The sequence below is a fragment of the Peribacillus sp. NPDC055009 genome, from assembly GCF_053608705.1.
This window is the reverse complement of the sequence record NZ_JBSGVZ010000010.1, coordinates 154379-170663: the sequence shown is the minus strand read 5'-3', so window position 1 is coordinate 170663 and position 16285 is coordinate 154379. Positions and strand designations below refer to the sequence as shown.

Here is a 16285-nt window from a genome sequence, read left to right as displayed (position 1 = left end):
TATATTATCAATTTAATTTAACATTCAATTAATATAACAATAATACTAAAATTAACTGAATACAATAAAAAAATAAAAAATTGCATATATTCGTATATAAAAACAAGGAATTAAATCTGATTTCCCTCCAAGACTCCAATGCCGCAGCAAAGGAACAGGACCATAAATTGCCAATATCAAAATAAAAATTCAAAATAATTAAAAAACTCAAATTGAGCTTCCGAGGACCAATTAGTATGTCACTATTTGATATAGTATAACACTATTAAATAATTATGTACATAAATAAAAAACTCAAACAATCATCGAGATTTGTTTGAGTTAGTATGTTTTATCTATTATTTTTTTAATGATGCTTCATGCAAAACTGACAATTCCTGTTCAAGGGTTTCCAAAAGGGATTTACCCTCGGTTTCCTCTACCAAACCTAAGCGTACGGCAAAATCAATTTCTCTTGATAGACCGAACATTTGTGTATCAAGGACCTCTTCATATAAAGGACATTGAGGCATAGTGAGATTTTCCATTTGAACTTTTATCAGTTTTAGAATCTTGTCAGCATCTGCTTTTAATAAAGCATAAGCTTTTTCTCGATGATTGACAAGCATATCAGATGCCATGTTAAATCCCCCCGCTCAGAGCGATTAAATCTTATCTTTAAATTCTACCTTTAGTTTTGTGAAAAAGCAAGGACATTGACAAACAATTTGCCATTGAGATAACACAATCACCTCTCAAATGAATATACCCAGCCATGAAAATTGTTCACCATCGTGAAGATGTGACAATTCAATTATAATTGATTATAATCATTAAAGAGCAACAGAAAGGAATGAGATATTTGGAACCCATCGTATTTATAAATGGAAAAGTGAAATATCCAATTACACTAGATCCCGGAGTATGGATTTTTGATGACCGTAAAGTTGAAATAAATACATATTTCCACGCAGAAAGAGTCCAAGTCAATGAATTAGAAGAATATACGATTGCTGCCTCCAAACATTGGCAAAAAGAAATACAGGAAGGCGCAATAATGCCACCCACATTAAAAACGGAACGAAAGTTCGAGAAGCAAAGATTGCTGGAAGGGACTTTCGGCATCCCTTTTGAACCTTTTTTAAAAAATGCCGAACCTGAAAATGGGGTAACTGAAGTCATCGTTACAACCGATGATGAGGAGCTTACATTCCCATTGGAAACGGCACTTGAATTTTTCCTGGGCTTTTCCAAGGAAGGAAAGCCGCTTAAAATATCCGAGGGCGGTCCTTTGGAAATTTATTTCGGAGACGCTTCCAACATCAATGATCCGATAAAAAATGTACGGTCTTTCACTGTTAAATAAGAATTATTCCATTCTCGCCAAAAACTTTAGAGCAATCGGCAAGGGATATCCCTTGCCGATTGCATTATAAAAGCGTAGCTGCCAGCTGGGCCAATCCAGATCTTTCCCCTTTTATCAATTTAACGTGGCCTGCAATACGCTCGGTCTTGAATTTTTCCACCACATATGTCAAACCATTATTATATTCATCTAAATACGGATGATCTATTTGTTCCGGATCTCCCATTAACACAATTTTGCTTCGCTCCCCGACCCTCGTCAAAATGGTCTTGACCTCATGTTTCGTTAAGTTCTGCGCTTCATCGATGATGATGAACTGATCCGGGATGCTCCTTCCCCTGATATAGGTGAGGGCTTCCACTTCGATCGAACTCATGCCTGCTAAAATGGCATCCAATTCCCCAGGTTTTTTCGTATTGAACAAAAATTCGAGATTATCAAAAATAGGCTGCATCCATGGTCTTAATTTTTCTTCTTTTTCCCCTGGCAGATAACCAATATCTTTACCAACCGGAACAATGGGCCTGGCAACCAAAAGTTTCTTATATTGTGACAAATCTTCAGTTTGCATCAATCCTGTTGCCAATGCCAATAAAGTCTTACCTGTCCCAGCTTTACCAATGAGCGTCACAAGCTTGATGTCCGAACGGAGCAACAAATCTAGGGCCATCGTCTGCTGGACATTTCTCGGTTTTATTCCCCAAATATGTTCCCCTTCATACATCAATTTCTTAACTAACCTGCAATTCTCATCCACAATCCCTATCGCAGAAGCTGAACTGCCCAGCGTGTCCTTCATCAACAGGAATTGATTTGGATAATATGAATCTTTTGTCAGTTCTTCCAATGCCAGAAAACTTTTTTCATAAAACTTATTCAGATTATCAATCGATACAAACACTTCTTTGTGCCCAGCGTAAATATGGTCCAGTTCTACGACACGGTCATTTAAAAAGTCCTCTGCCTCAAGACCGATTGCATCAGCCTTGACCCTGACGAGTGTATCTTTACTAACCAAAATGACCGTTTTTCCTGCTTCCTTCGTCTCTTCTTCCAATGATAAATTTTTCGCGACTGCCAATATCCTGTTATCATTCGTTTTCTCCACAAAAATTTCCTGAAGCTTATGAAATGAACGATGGTTGAGTTCAATCCTTATGCTGCCTCCATTATGAAGCGGAATGCTCTGATGAAGCTTCCCTTTTTCCCGAAAGCCATCGATCAATTTCGATACTTGCCTGGCATTCCTTCCGATTTCATCCATGTACCTTTTTTTCGAATCCAATTCTTCTAATACGACTGCTGGAATGACAACTTCATTATCTTCGAATGAATAAATCGAATACGGATCCTGCAACAGGACATTCGTATCTAAAACATAGATTTTTTTCCCCAATATGACGCCTCCTGCCTGCTCTATAGGATATGCCTTACCATTTACTACACTCAGCATTTATGTAGCGGACGAGACTGTTGATAAAATATATGTTCCTTTGCATAAAGATAGAAGAACATTTACAGACTATAAAGAAAACTTCCAGCAAAGAATGCAATCCCCATCATTGATAACACCATGTTTCACTGCATTTTATACTTATATGCATCAGACTTGGTAGTGATGGACAGGCTGGAACAAAAAAAGAGCATTAAGGAGGTTTTACATTGCGAAAAATCATATTGCCGCTCGCTGCGGTTCTGTTGATGTCAGGTTGCACAATGGATAATAATAACGAAGTGTCTGAAAATAACACGAAAAACAATATAACGAAAGTCAATAATACGACCATTAAGGAGGCAGACAGAAATACCGGCCAGCAAACAGCGGAAAGACTCACCGGTTTGGCTAAATCCATTCCGGAGGTGAACGATGCCACCGCAGTCGTACTTGGCAAATATGCCATCGTCGGAATAGATATTGACCAAGATATTGAGCGTTCACAGGTCGGAACGATAAAGTACTCTGTTGGAGAAACTTTAAAACATGATCCTGAAGGTGCAAATGCCCTCATCGTCGCTGACCCGGATATAAATGAGCGGATCAGGGAGGTGGCCAGGGATATTAAAGACGGCAGACCCGTAACAGGCATATTAAATGAACTGGCTGATATCACAAGTCGAGTCATTCCTGAGGTTCCTGGTGATATTTTAACCCCAACGCCGTCCAAGAACATTGAAAATGAAAAAAATAAACTTGATGATGAAACGGAAAGAAAAGAACTCGATAAAGAGCAAAATGATCAATCCAATCACTTTAAAGAATGAATTTTCCTGACCCGAAGTGAATCTTCGGGTTTTTTGTCTATACCCGCCGTCTATACCCGCCATGCACCAAGTAACATAAACTTTCAAATGTCAGTTTCACTTTATCCTCGTTTTACCATAAAAATATTGGTATACTTAAAAGCATATTCGAATTGAAGTGAGGTTCAACTAATATGAAGGTTAAATGTGTAATATGCGATCAAATTGAATCTATACCTGACGATAGCCCAGAAGCAAAGAAACTTCGAAACCGTCCTATACATACCTATATGTGCAATACATGCAACCAACGCATAGAAGAGCGTACGAACGAACGGATTGCAACCGGAAACTTCCGTCTGTACCGGACGATCAAAAATGAAGATGAATGGTAGAATATTTTATAAAGTTTGCCTGATTGGTCTCATCAATGGAGTTCTGCTTGGATTGATAATGAAGTGGGTAGAAATGTTTTCCGGCAAGCAAGTGTATAAGCTTTTATTGAATGTGGATTTCCTTCCTCTAATTGGAGCTGTTTCCTGGAGTGAGACATCATTGTTCTTTTTCCATCTCCTTTTTTCACTTGCCATTACGTTTATTTACGCTTATATTCTTCATCCTTTGAAAATTTTCAGGAGATGGAACGAATACGCACTTGCTTTTATCACGATCATTCCCGCCATCATGCTTTACTTCCCACTATCTGCGCTGTCGAAAACAGAAGTTGTCCTTCCTTCTGATTTGACAGCTTTCTTTTTGTGGACAATCTTACATCTTTTTTACGGACTTTTCCTCCCTAAAGCCATATAAAAAAAAGAACCGTGCGTAAATCGCACGGTTCTTTTTATCATTACTCGATATTTTTATACTTTTCTGGCTCTAACTGAATTTGGTCTAACATGATATCAATCAATTCAATCGGATAACGTTGCTTTTTCATTTCGTCTCCCAAAAGGTACTCGACGAAATAAAAAGGTTCTGTCTTTGTAACCGAATCGATTATCACCTGATGATCGTCTTTCAGCATCTGCATGAAAAACATTTCTGTATCGCGTGCAGCTGTATCATCAGGCCTTGCATCACAGACAACTTTGATCGTCAACCAATTGTATAAAGCATCCTGTAATGATTTCATCATCTTAAGCCTGTTCTTCTTTTCTCGAATTATGAAGACGGATCCTATAAATCCCCAGAACAAGCGAAGCGATGACTAATGCTTCCCCCATAGGAAGAAACACCGCAAAGAAAGAAAGAAGGGTACATCCAAGCGCCATTACCACATAAATGACCACATTTTTTAGCAATGGTAACTTTTTGGCAAAACCTAACTGATAGACAAGGATGCATAATCCAAAGACCGTCAAATATAAATACCACATTCCTGCTTCAGGATTTTCATCCACTCTGTACAATGCTGCAAAAAATGATAATCGCTCTTGGATATCCAATCTTTTCTCCTCCTCTTGCTATTTATTTTTCTTCAACAGCAACTTTTTTTCTTTTAGCTGCTCTTTCACGCTCGTTTTTATCTAGAATTTTTTTACGAAGACGGATTGAATCCGGAGTTACTTCACAGTACTCGTCATCGTTCAAATATTCCAGAGCTTCTTCAAGGGACATGATTCTTGGTTTTTTCATGGAAGAAGTTTGGTCTTTATTTGCTGAACGCATATTTGTCATTTGTTTCGCTTTAACGATATTAACTGTCAAATCGCTATCACGGTTATGTTCCCCGACGATCATGCCTTCGTAAATATCCGTACCTGGCTCAACGAAAATAACACCGCGGTCTTCTACTTGCATAATACCATATTGTGTAGTTTTTCCTGATTCCATGGATACAAGTACACCTTGACGTCTTCCGCCGACTTGACCTTGGGCCATTGGTTGGTAGCTGTCAAATGAATGGTTCATGATACCATATCCGCGTGTAATCGTTAAGAACTCAGTTGAATAGCCAATAAGTCCGCGAGCTGGGATCGTGAACAGTAAACGAACTTGACCGCTTCCGCTGTTGATCATATCCAATAATTCACCTTTACGGGCTCCCATTGATTCCATGATCGAACCAGTGTGCTCCTCAGGTACGTCGATTTGTACACGTTCAACCGGCTCACAACGGACACCATCAATCAAACGAACGATAACTTCCGGTTTAGAAACTTGCAGTTCATAACCTTCACGTCTCATGTTTTCGATCAGGATGGAAAGGTGAAGCTCCCCACGACCTGAAACAATCCAGACATCCGGAGAATCAGTATTTTCGACTCTTAAGCTGACATCAGTCTGCAATTGGTTTCTCAAACGCTCTTCAATTTTACGAGCTGTAACGAATTTACCTTCACGGCCTGCGAATGGGCTGTTATTTACAAGGAAAGTCATTTGTAATGTTGGCTCGTCAATACGCAGGATAGGTAGAGCTTCAGGGTGTTCAGTCGGACAAACTGTTTCCCCTACGTTAATATCCTCCATACCAGAAACGGCAATTAAATCACCGGCAACGGCTTCTTGGATTTCAACTTTCTTCAAGCCGATATAACCAAAGATTTTCGTTACACGGAATTGTTTAACCTTCCCATCAAGTTTCATTAATGAAACTTGTTGACCTACATGCATTTTACCGCGGAATACACGGCCAACGCCAATACGTCCTACATAATCATTATAGTCAAGTAAAGCCACTTGGAATTGAAGCGGTTCATCTGAGTTATCGATTGGTGCAGGGATCGTCTCAACGATTGTTTCGAAAAGTGGGGTCATGTCTTCTTCTTGTTTAGAAGGATCTGAATCCAAGCTTGCAGTACCAGCAATACCTGAAGTGAAGACAACTGGGAAGTCTAATTGTTCTTCTTCAGCTCCTAGCTCGATGAATAAGTCAATTACTTCATCGACCACTTCATTTGGACGTGCAGAATCTTTATCGATTTTGTTCACGACAACGATTGGCGTGATCTTTTGTTCCAATGCTTTTTTCAACACGAAGCGAGTTTGCGGCATACAGCCTTCATATGCATCAACAACAAGAAGAACGCCATCAACCATTTTCATGATCCGTTCCACTTCACCACCAAAGTCGGCATGACCAGGTGTATCCAAAATATTGATCCTTGTATCTTGGTATTGAACTGCTGTATTTTTCGCAAGAATCGTAATTCCGCGTTCTTTTTCAATCGCATTAGAATCCATCGCACGTTCTTCCACATGTTCATTTTCACGGAAAGTACCAGATTGCTTAAGCAACTGATCCACTAACGTTGTTTTACCATGGTCAACGTGGGCAATGATGGCTATATTACGAATATTTTCTCTTAATTTCAAAAAATTCACTCCTAAAAAAGTTTGTGTATAACGTATCACTAGTATTAACTTACATATTATATCACAAACATACTAGAAACAAATACAGAAATTATGTACAATAGATATATTAGGGGTGATATTAATGAACATTAAATGGAATTTCTTAATATTAGCGGTATTGGCAACATCCAGCATTGGCTCCATTGGCATCTTCATTGCTGAAAAAAGCTTGATTGGAATATTGGCTGCAATCGTTATTCTTTGCGGAATAATGGGGTTCGGTTTCACTCAGAAGAAGAAATTACGCGAAGCCGGGAAGTTATAATATAAAAAAAACTCGCTGACATACAGCGAGTTTTTTTGTTAATTATTTCAAAATGAGTATTTGATTCCATCCGTGCAAGATATTTATCCTGTATGCAATAAGGCCCTTGATGCTAACGGCTGGAGTTTCCTGACAAGTATTTATCGAATACTTCTTTGTGAAGCCCGGGTTTAGATACGAAAAGTGAGTCGCCTTCTAAATAATTCAATTTGTCACCTTTAATATTACTAACTTCCCCGCCCACTTCCTCAACCAGCAAAACTCCCCCGGCAAAGTCCCAAGGCATGAGTCTCATGGTAATGTATGCATCAATCCTTCCAGCTGCCACGAATGCCAGCTCCAATGCTGCCGAGCCATAAGAACGTGTCCCTCTTGCATCCCGAACCAGCGGTGCCAAAAGACTCGGGTCAATCCTCCGGTTTTCCGTTACCCAGCTAGCATTAATGGAAATGATCGCTTTGCTTACTGATGCCTCTTCAAGTGATGGGAGCCTTTGATCATTCAGAAATGCTCCCTGCCCCTTGACCGCATGATATAATTCATCACTGAAGACATCATAAACCATGCCAATCTTTCCAATGCCATCCACATAAACCCCTAGAGAAATTGCAAAATTCCGCTGTTGATGAATGAAATTCAAAGTTCCATCAATTGGATCGATGATCCACACCGTACCTTTTAGGTCTTTAATATCATGGCCCATTCCTTCTTCGCCAAAAATGCGGTGTTCAGGAAAGACTTCGCCGATTTTTTCGCAAAAAAACTTTTCTATCCCCTTATCCATATTAGTGACCAAATCATTCGGATTCGTTTTCATTTCAATATTCAACTTGGTTTTAAAGGACGCCCTAAGCCTAGTACCCGCTTCTTTCATCCATAACTTCGCATATGTATCCATTTCCTTGACCGATGCCATTATAATATCCCCGTCCTTTATGATCAGAAACTACATTAAAATGATCCACTTCTAAAGATTAAAGCAAATATAGCTTGCCTTCAAGTTTTTAACATCTTAAATTTTCCATTTTTTAAAAACATATGTGGAAAGAAGGTTCCTTGACCATCCATCCATTAATCGGTTTCGCAATCAAGAGTTAGCCCGCGGAAATACTTTTCAAACCACTTTACCTAAACGTCTCCCTTCCTTATTAAATGGGACCGAACCAAAATAAAATACCCACCTTATATATTTTGGACATTTAATGAAAAACGGACACAATATTTTTTATAAAATAAAGTGTCCGTTCATCTATAATAAAATTCCTTGTATTGAAATTGATTCATTTCCTTTATTCATTCTCCTTCAAGATCTCTGCAGCCAATCATTTACAAGGCTTTCAGTTTTAACAATTCCAAGCGGATGCGTTCAAGCCTTTGCTTGCATTGTGACCTCTTTTGGTCATTCTCTTCACCAATTGCTTCAAAAAGGGTTGCTAATTCATAGTCCATTTCCATTCTTAACACTGCAGCTCTATGTCTTTCAACTTCTTTAGCTTTTAATGCTTGGTTCATGACTTGTTTCATAATTAACATTCTCCCTTCATCAATTAACGTAATTTTCTGAATTTATATTATCATATGATTTCCTACAACAAATAGCAACTAATTTGTGCTTTAACCTATAAGTAATTTTACATAGCCAACCCAAATCGTATTTTTTAAATTTTACTTTTACTTATGCTACAATATGTGCAGATATTACGGTAGGAGAGATGAAAATGAATATAGCTAGTTTTACAGCAAGTGATTTTGATGTTTTTAAAATTGATGGATTGGAATCCCGCATGGATGCTTTAAAAGAACGAATCCAGCCCAAATTACAAGCCCTAGGAGAGCACTTTTCTCAAAAACTGTCAGTTATGACCGGTGATGAAATGTACCCTCACGTTGCAAAGCATGCTAGACGGACAGTGAATCCACCTAATGATACATGGGTTGCCTTCGCTGCCAACAGCAGAGGATATAAAATGATGCCGCATTTCCAAATCGGGTTATGGGAAACGCATATGTTCATCTGGTATGCCGTCATTTATGAAGCCCCTAATAAAACGGAAATCGGAAAGCATCTGGAGCAGCAGGCAGACCGATTGGTGAATAGCATTCCCTCCCATTATGTTTGGTCAATGGACCATACAAAACCTGATGTCATCCATCATGAAGGTCTTGGAGTAGATGATTTGAATTCAATGTTCACTCGTTTGCAAACGGTAAAGAAAGCCGAAATTCTATGCGGTATAAAAATTTCCCGTGATGACGCCATAAAGTTAAAAGATGATGATTTCATTAAAACCATTCAAGATGCGTTTGAACATCTTTTACCCTTATATCAATTAAATTAAACACATTTGATTTGTATTCGGATCCAACAAAAAACCGGTTAAGATAAAAGGAGAGCCTTATGGCTCTCCTCAGACTGTAGACAAACTCGATCATTATAGAGTTTGTCTACAGTTTTTTTAGGTTTTTAAAATATGACCGTTGCCTCCAGACACTCTCTTTCCGCAGCGAGCAGCCCGGGAGTCTCTCCATTCCTATTTTTGCACTACCCCTTTACTTGCTTGTATCAAGTCACTAATTTGATCTTCCTTACCTGTTTCGAAGCAATCGATGATCTTGCTGCCGACTATGACACCATCGCAGTATTGTATAGCATCACGTACATGATTTGGCGTTGATATGCCGAACCCAGCAAGAACGGGAACCGGACTTATCTCTTTTACCTTCTTTAAATAGCCTCCAAGTTCTTCCCCAAAGGCGTCACGGGCACCTGTAATCCCTTTGACTGTAACTGCGTAGATAAAACCCTCCGCCCCTGCGGTAATCTCAGTGATACGCTCTTTCGATGACGTGAGTGTCACAAGGCGGATAAGAACGATTCCTGCAGTTTTGATTGATGAAAAGATAGCTTCTTCTTCAATCGGTAAATCGGGGATGATGCACCCGGAAATCCCTGCTTGTAGACAATCATTGGTAAACTCTTTAAGTCCATATGCAAGGATTGAATTCGTATATCCCATTAAAATAATTGGGATGGTCACATCATTTTTGATTTCCATTACTTTTTTCAGGACATCTTTTAAAGTTGTTCCATTTTCCAAAGAACGGATGCCAGCTTGTTGGATAACAGGTCCATCTGCGACAGGGTCAGAGAATGGGATACCTAGTTCAACAGCAGTCGCCCCGCTGTTTTCAAGGAAAAGAAGCTGGCTCTTTAACCGTTCAAGACCTCCATCTCCTGCCATAATATATGGGATGAATGCTTTTTCCTGTTTTGTTTGACATTCTTGAAGCGCGTTTGTTAATTTATTCATGTTTACTACCTCCCATCAACGATTGGACCGTTTCAACATCCTTATCACCACGGCCGGACAGGCAAATCACCAGTCCTGTTCCTTTCTCCATTTCTTTAGCAAGCTTTAAACCGTAGGAAATCGCATGTGAACTTTCTAAAGCAGGGATGATGCCTTCCTCCCTTGAAAGCAACGTTAGAGCTTCTAAAGCTTCCGCATCGGTTACCGAAGTATATTCCACCCGATTTGTATCTTTTAAGTAACTATGTTCAGGCCCTACCCCTGGATAATCCAGCCCTGCTGAAATTGAATGCGCCTCTTGGATCTGACCGTCCTCGTTCTGCAACACATACATGAATGCCCCGTGGAGCACCCCAGGTTTCCCCTTCGTCAAACTTGAAGCATGCAATGGCGTTTCAAGTCCATGCCCTGCCGCTTCCACTCCGTATAATTTTACCGTTTCATCCTCAATGAAGGGATAAAACATTCCCATTGCATTACTTCCTCCGCCTATGCAAGCGACTACTGCATCCGGCAGGGAATGTACCGCCTCCGAATATTGACGCTTTGTTTCATTTCCTATCACGCTTTGAAAATCACGAACTATAACGGGGAATGGATGCGGTCCAAGAACCGATCCCATTATATAATGGGTGTCATCCACATTCGCCACCCAATATCGTAACGCCTCATTCACAGCATCCTTCAGTGTCCCGCTTCCTTGTGAAACAGATATGACCTTGGCTCCCAAAAGCTCCATCCTGAATACATTTAATTTCTGTCTCCTGATATCTTCTTCTCCCATAAAGATGATGCATTCCAACTTCAGCAATGCACACACAGTCGCCGTTGCTACCCCATGCTGTCCTGCACCCGTTTCGGCAATCACCTTTTTCTTGCCCATTTTCTGAGTCAGCAAAGCTTGACCGATCGTATTATTTATTTTGTGGGCCCCAGTATGATTCAGGTCTTCGCGCTTCAGGTAAATATTTGCACCACCAGCCAGTCTCGTTAAGTTCTCCGCAAAATAAAGTGGTGTTTCCCGACCGATATATTGTTTCAGGTAATAGCTTAGCTGACTTTGGAATTCAGGATCATTTTTAGATTGTTCATATACTTCTTCAAGCTCCGTAATCGCCGCCATTAAAGTTTCCGGAACGAAACGGCCTCCATATGCTCCAAAATGTCCAGTTTTATCAGGCTGTGTATAAGTGTTCATCTATTCATTCCTCTTTTCCGGCTGTATATTTTGCCTCATTAATAAATGCTTTTATTTTTGCAGCATCTTTTAATCCGTTTGTTTCAACACCACTGGCTACGTCAACTGCGAACGGTGATACGGCATCAATCGCTTTTCCGACATTTTCCGGAGTCAGCCCACCCGCTAGAATCACCTTCCCCAGTGGCAGTTCCGCTTTTCGGATCATTTCCCAATCCAAAGTCAATCCCTTTCCAGATGAACTCTTAGGAAGATCGACTAATAGATAATCTGCTGGGTATTCATGAAGGTTTTCAAGGTCTTTCTCTGAATTGACGGCAAAGGCCTTGATCACCGGTAAGGGCATTCTGCGGGCGAAGCTGGCAGGCTCGTTACCATGAAGCTGAATATAATCCAATCCTGCAATTTCGGCATTTTTTATCACTTCTTGTTCAGTTTGATTGGCAAACACTCCGACTTTTTTAACATGTCCAGCTAGTTTGGCTCCGAATTCTCCCACTATCTCTGGCTCAACCTTCCTGCTGCTCTCGGCAAAAATGAAACCAATGAAGTCTGCCCCTGATTCAACAGCAGTCTGAGCGGCAGCCAATGTCTTTATCCCACAGATTTTCACTAACATATTAATCTCCTTATATACTCATTTGCAGTTCAGCCATCGTGTGCGGAAGATTTGATGCAGTCATCAGCGTCTCCCCGACTAAAATCGCTTTTGCACCAGCTTCCTTCACACGCATCACGTCTTCTTTTGTCTTGATCCCACTTTCACTGATAATGATATGGCGTGTTGGATCAAGTAACTTTGCCAGTCGTTCAGTTACAGCCAAATCCACTTTGAAAGTCTTTAAATTCCGATTATTGATCCCTATGAGCTCTGCATTCAGCTCGAGAGCCTGTTTTAGTTCGGCTTCATCATGGACTTCAGTCAATACTTCAAGCCCACTCTTTTTTGCATATTGATATAATTCATGAAGTCGTTCTTTAGAAAGTGCTGCCACAATCAATAGAATGATAGTTGCACCAGCTTGATGAGCACGATCGATTTGGATTTCATCGATGATGAAATCTTTGCACAGCCTGGGAATCCGTATGGCCTCGCTTACGTTTCTCAAATCTGCAATTGATCCTTTAAAGAAAACCTCATCCGTCAATACGGATATCGCTGCCGCTCCGCCGCTTTCATATGAAAGGGCCTGCTCGATCGGATTAACATTGATTTTAATGTCCCCTTTTGAAGGGGAAGCCCGTTTTATTTCCGCGATAACAGCCATCGATTTCGCCGTTTTCAAATGATCCACCAAAGATGGCCTGACTATGTTGACCATGACCGAATCACCTAAGCCCCTTTCTTTTAAATTTGCGACTTCCACCTTTTTCTGATCGATGATTTTCGTTAAAATATTTTCCATTACATGACCACCTTATTTCTATTGCCATAAGCAATCAGATTTTCTAACTTTGCAAGAGCCGATCCGCTATCAAGGCTTTCCTTGGCCATGGAGATTCCTTTTTTGATCGTTGCTGCCGTTCCATGTGCGAATAATCCCAATCCAGCATTCAATAAAACGGTATCACGATAGGCCCCTTTTTCCCCCTTGAGAAGCCTGAGCATGATATCGGCATTTTGTTTGGCGTCACCGCCGCGAATGGCATCATTTCCATAAACCGGCAGATCCACTTCTTCAGGATGCAGCGTAAATGGGATAATATCCCCCTGCTCCAATAGCACGAGTGAATTTTCACCCTGCAGGCTCGCTTCATCCATGAATCCGGCACCATTTATCACTACCGCGCGTTTCCTGCCTAATTTATGCAGGACTTCCGCAAAAAGCTCGAGCATATCGCGTCGATTGATTCCCATTAATTGCGTATCGAGTTGGACTGGATTCGTTAAAGGTCCGATGAGATTAAATATCGTCGGGATTTTCAGTTCTTTTCTCACTTTCATTATCCGTGCAATATTAGGGTGGACCGATGGGGCAAATAAGAATGCGATCCCATTTACCTCCAACAGTTCTTTTAACATGTCTGGCTCCAAGTACAAATTAACACCTAGCTCTTCCAATACATCCGCACTGCCCGTTTTGCTTGAAATGCTACGGTTTCCATGTTTTGCAACCTTGACACCGGCACCTGCCAGCACGAAGGCCGATGCTGTACTTATATTGAAGCTTTGTGATCCATCCCCTCCCGTTCCGCAATTATCCATTACATTAAGGGAGCTTGTTTGTACACTTCTTGCTTCTTTTCTCATGACCCTGACAAGGCTCGCTATTTCACCTGCCGTTTCCCCTTTGGATTTTAGGGCAATGATGAATGCTGCCATTTCGCTTTCGGTGATATCTTTTGAAAATAACGATTGGGCTGCTCTGCTCATCTCTTCTTCCGTCAATGTTTGACGCTCTGCTAACTTCGCTAAATATTCCTTCACCGCTAACTCCCCCAGTCGTTTTTTGTTTTATAAAATGGATTGTTGCTTCTCTGATTGAAAGGTTCCGGCAATCTCATAAAATTGATGTAATAATTCCTTGCCGATTTTCGTCCCTATAGATTCAGGGTGGAACTGTAAACCGTAGAGCGGGAATTCCTGATGTTTCAGGGCCATGATTTCCCCATCATCCAGTGCTACTGCCGTCACAGTCAGTTCGTCTGGTAAACTCGCCCTTTCAACAACAAGGGAATGGTAACGCATTACTGGGAATTGTAAGTCCTGTTTAGCAAATACACCTGTTCCATCATGTTCGATTACCGATGTTTTCCCATGCATGATTTGTTTCGCTCCAACCACATTCGCACCAAAAACTGCACCAATGGCCTGATGCCCCAGACAAATGCCTAAAAGCGGAACCTTCTCATAGAAATTGCGGATGATCTCCATACTGATACCAGCATCTTCCGGCCTGCCGGGTCCCGGGGAAATGACGATTGCCATTGGATTCAGTTCCTCAATTTCCGCAAGGGTGATTTCGTCATTCCTTTTCACTACGATTTCTTTTTCCACTTCCCCTAAATATTGATAAAGGTTGTAAGTGAACGAGTCATAATTATCAATTAATAAAATCATTTAGTGTGAACCTCCATTAAAGCGCGTGCTTTATTTTGTGTTTCTTCATATTCCGTTTTGGGATCTGAATCATATACAATTCCAGCCCCTGCCTGTACATAGGCCTTGCCATCTTTAATGATCATCGTCCGAATGGCTAAAGCCATATCAAGATCCCCTCCAAAACCTATGTAGCCTATCGAGCCCGAATACATCCCCCGTTTACAATTTTCAAGTTCATTGATCAGCTCCATTGCCCTGATTTTAGGAGCACCTGAAACTGTTCCGGCAGGGAGGCAGACCGTAAGGGCATCTAAACTCGTGTACCCTTCCCTAAGCTTTCCGCTAACCTTCGAAGCAATATGCATGACGTGCTGATATCTTTGAATTTCCATTTCCTCAGTAAGGTGGATTGAACCGATTTCACAAACCCTGCCAAGATCATTTCTACCTAAATCAACAAGCATCTTATGCTCGGCAAGTTCCTTTTCATCCATCAGCAGGCTTTTTTCGAAGCCCTTATCTTCTTCATCCGTTTTCCCTCTCGGCCGTGTGCCGGCGATGGGATTAACATGAACCATTCCTGATGAAACACTGATTAAACTTTCTGGAGACGACCCAATGATTGTATAATCGCCAAATTCTATATAAAACATATACGGAGACGGGTTGGCTAATCGCAAACGTCGGTAAGCATCGAAGGGCTCCCCATCGAAGTCCGCTTTAAACCTTTGTGATAAAACGACTTGGAACACTTCACCAGCTACAATCGCCGCTTTGACTTCAAGGACCATTTTCTCGAATTCATCCTGACTGAAATTCGAATCGAATTCCAAATATTCCGACGATATTTCCTTTGACGGCTTGCTTGCCTGATTGATTTTCCCCTTCATCTCCAATAAACTTTTTTCACTATCTTCTTCCGCAGTCAATAGATGGATTTTCTGCAGAACATGATCGAATATATACAATTCTTTATAAAAAAGAAAATGAGCATCAGGCATTTGCAGAGAATCAGGAGGAACCGGACCTATATTTTCATATAGACGAATGATATCATAGCCCATATATCCGATTGCGCCGCCGTTAAAAGGAGGAAGATTTATGGGAGCCTCTCCTATTTCCACTAATAATTCGTTTTTTAGAAACTCGATGATATTGATGTTCTTTACGATTTGGTCACCTGTTTCGGTGTCTTTTACATATACTTGGTCAGCAATTGATGTAACCTCCAAGTACGGTTTTGAACCTAGATAAGAGTAGCGGCCGTTGTCATGATGCGAATTTGAACTTTCCAATAAAAACTTCTGGTCACCATCCAATTTCTGAAATATGGCAATGGGTGTGTGGATATCCCCTTCAATTGTGTCCATTTTAAAACGGAGTATTTTTTTTTCATCCAAATTATTCATCTCAATTCCCTCCCGATTCTTATACGTTTTTTGTAAACCTCCGAAGGGAAAACCCTTTTGGCCAAGTGCCGGAGTTTTCAGTTCCTCTGGATATTTTTTGATGCTTCTCTAAA

20 protein-coding genes are annotated in these 16285 nt (G+C 40.6%); 6 read left to right on the top strand and 14 right to left on the bottom strand.

Features of this window, described 5'->3' with window-relative positions; all coding sequences use genetic code 11:
- Positions 1–338 precede the first annotated feature (338 nt).
- A complete protein-coding gene (locus ACWF5P_RS16740) occupies positions 339–620 on the bottom strand; it encodes a YlaN family protein (RefSeq protein ID WP_034313996.1) in 282 nt (93 codons plus the stop codon).
- A 221-nt stretch (positions 621–841) separates the two neighbouring features.
- On the opposite strand from ACWF5P_RS16740, the gene ACWF5P_RS16735 reads away from it, so the two are divergent.
- Positions 842–1345, top strand: coding sequence for a hypothetical protein (locus ACWF5P_RS16735; protein ID WP_101224551.1), 504 nt, complete (start codon positions 842–844; stop codon positions 1343–1345).
- A 64-nt stretch (positions 1346–1409) separates the two neighbouring features.
- Here the strand turns inward: ACWF5P_RS16735 and ACWF5P_RS16730 are convergent, their stop codons facing one another.
- Positions 1410–2741: a PhoH family protein gene (locus ACWF5P_RS16730; protein WP_434169024.1), complete on the bottom strand. Its 1332-nt coding sequence runs from the start codon at positions 2739–2741 to the stop codon at positions 1410–1412.
- A gap of 266 nt (positions 2742–3007) precedes the next feature.
- Here ACWF5P_RS16730 and ACWF5P_RS16725 point away from each other — a divergent pair, with 266 nt between their 5' ends.
- The 3 genes from ACWF5P_RS16725 to ACWF5P_RS16715 all read left to right on the top strand — a co-directional run bounded on the left by ACWF5P_RS16725 (position 3008) and on the right by ACWF5P_RS16715 (position 4396).
- The gene (locus ACWF5P_RS16725; RefSeq protein ID WP_434169023.1) at positions 3008–3607 is read left to right on the top strand and encodes a YhcN/YlaJ family sporulation lipoprotein; all 600 of its coding nucleotides are present in this window, start codon (positions 3008–3010) and stop codon (positions 3605–3607) included.
- Between the two features lie 173 nt (positions 3608–3780).
- The gene (locus tag ACWF5P_RS16720; RefSeq protein ID WP_072272690.1) at positions 3781–3981 is read left to right on the top strand and encodes a YlaI family protein; all 201 of its coding nucleotides are present in this window, start codon (positions 3781–3783) and stop codon (positions 3979–3981) included.
- Positions 3965–4396, top strand: coding sequence for a hypothetical protein (locus ACWF5P_RS16715; protein WP_101224548.1), 432 nt, complete (start codon positions 3965–3967; stop codon positions 4394–4396). The genes ACWF5P_RS16720 and ACWF5P_RS16715 overlap by 17 nt, the downstream gene beginning before the upstream one ends.
- Before the next feature lie 40 nt (positions 4397–4436).
- Here the strand turns inward: ACWF5P_RS16715 and ACWF5P_RS16710 are convergent, their stop codons facing one another.
- The 3 genes from ACWF5P_RS16710 to typA are packed head-to-tail and all read right to left on the bottom strand — an operon-like array spanning position 4437 to position 6904.
- Positions 4437–4721, bottom strand: coding sequence for a hypothetical protein (locus ACWF5P_RS16710; protein WP_101224732.1), 285 nt, complete (start codon positions 4719–4721; stop codon positions 4437–4439).
- Between the two features lie 4 nt (positions 4722–4725).
- The gene (locus tag ACWF5P_RS16705; protein WP_034314008.1) at positions 4726–5034 is read right to left on the bottom strand and encodes a YlaH-like family protein; all 309 of its coding nucleotides are present in this window, start codon (positions 5032–5034) and stop codon (positions 4726–4728) included.
- 22 nt (positions 5035–5056) lie between these two features.
- On the bottom strand, positions 5057–6904 hold the full coding sequence (gene typA, locus ACWF5P_RS16700; RefSeq protein ID WP_241590418.1) for a translational GTPase TypA: 1848 nt from the start codon (positions 6902–6904) through the stop codon (positions 5057–5059).
- 124 nt (positions 6905–7028) lie between these two features.
- Between typA and ACWF5P_RS16695 the strand changes: the two genes are divergently transcribed.
- Positions 7029–7211: a YlaF family protein gene (locus ACWF5P_RS16695; RefSeq protein ID WP_034314013.1), complete on the top strand. Its 183-nt coding sequence runs from the start codon at positions 7029–7031 to the stop codon at positions 7209–7211.
- Between the two features lie 112 nt (positions 7212–7323).
- Here ACWF5P_RS16695 and ACWF5P_RS16690 read toward each other — a convergent pair whose 3' ends face one another.
- Positions 7324–8127 (bottom strand): inositol monophosphatase family protein, encoded by an 804-nt coding sequence (locus ACWF5P_RS16690; RefSeq protein WP_402941692.1) that lies wholly within the window; start codon positions 8125–8127, stop codon positions 7324–7326.
- Positions 8128–8537: 410 nt separating this feature from the next.
- Positions 8538–8735 (bottom strand): hypothetical protein, encoded by a 198-nt coding sequence (locus tag ACWF5P_RS16685; protein ID WP_034314018.1) that lies wholly within the window; start codon positions 8733–8735, stop codon positions 8538–8540.
- A 194-nt stretch (positions 8736–8929) separates the two neighbouring features.
- On the opposite strand from ACWF5P_RS16685, the gene ACWF5P_RS16680 reads away from it, so the two are divergent.
- A complete protein-coding gene (locus tag ACWF5P_RS16680; RefSeq protein ID WP_434169022.1) occupies positions 8930–9550 on the top strand; it encodes a YktB family protein in 621 nt (206 codons plus the stop codon).
- Between the two features lie 192 nt (positions 9551–9742).
- Here ACWF5P_RS16680 and trpA read toward each other — a convergent pair whose 3' ends face one another.
- Genes trpA through trpE form a run of 7 tightly spaced genes read right to left on the bottom strand, consistent with a single transcriptional unit; the run spans position 9743 to position 16172 of the window.
- The gene (gene trpA / locus ACWF5P_RS16675; RefSeq protein ID WP_230177581.1) at positions 9743–10522 is read right to left on the bottom strand and encodes a tryptophan synthase subunit alpha; all 780 of its coding nucleotides are present in this window, start codon (positions 10520–10522) and stop codon (positions 9743–9745) included.
- Positions 10515–11720, bottom strand: coding sequence for a tryptophan synthase subunit beta (trpB, locus tag ACWF5P_RS16670; protein ID WP_230177582.1), 1206 nt, complete (start codon positions 11718–11720; stop codon positions 10515–10517). The genes trpA and trpB overlap by 8 nt, the downstream gene beginning before the upstream one ends.
- Before the next feature lie 4 nt (positions 11721–11724).
- The gene (locus ACWF5P_RS16665; protein WP_434169020.1) at positions 11725–12339 is read right to left on the bottom strand and encodes a phosphoribosylanthranilate isomerase; all 615 of its coding nucleotides are present in this window, start codon (positions 12337–12339) and stop codon (positions 11725–11727) included.
- 10 nt (positions 12340–12349) lie between these two features.
- Complete coding sequence (trpC, locus tag ACWF5P_RS16660; protein ID WP_434169019.1) at positions 12350–13126, bottom strand: indole-3-glycerol phosphate synthase TrpC; 777 nt, start codon at positions 13124–13126, stop codon at positions 12350–12352.
- Positions 13126–14148 (bottom strand): anthranilate phosphoribosyltransferase, encoded by a 1023-nt coding sequence (trpD, locus tag ACWF5P_RS16655; RefSeq protein WP_101224543.1) that lies wholly within the window; start codon positions 14146–14148, stop codon positions 13126–13128. The genes trpC and trpD overlap by 1 nt, the downstream gene beginning before the upstream one ends.
- A 27-nt stretch (positions 14149–14175) precedes the next feature.
- Positions 14176–14781, bottom strand: coding sequence for an anthranilate synthase component II (locus ACWF5P_RS16650; protein WP_230177587.1), 606 nt, complete (start codon positions 14779–14781; stop codon positions 14176–14178).
- Positions 14778–16172, bottom strand: a complete 1395-nt coding sequence (gene trpE / locus ACWF5P_RS16645) for an anthranilate synthase component I (RefSeq protein WP_434169018.1) — start codon at positions 16170–16172, stop codon at positions 14778–14780. The genes ACWF5P_RS16650 and trpE overlap by 4 nt, the downstream gene beginning before the upstream one ends.
- Between the last annotated feature and the right edge of the window lie 113 nt (positions 16173–16285).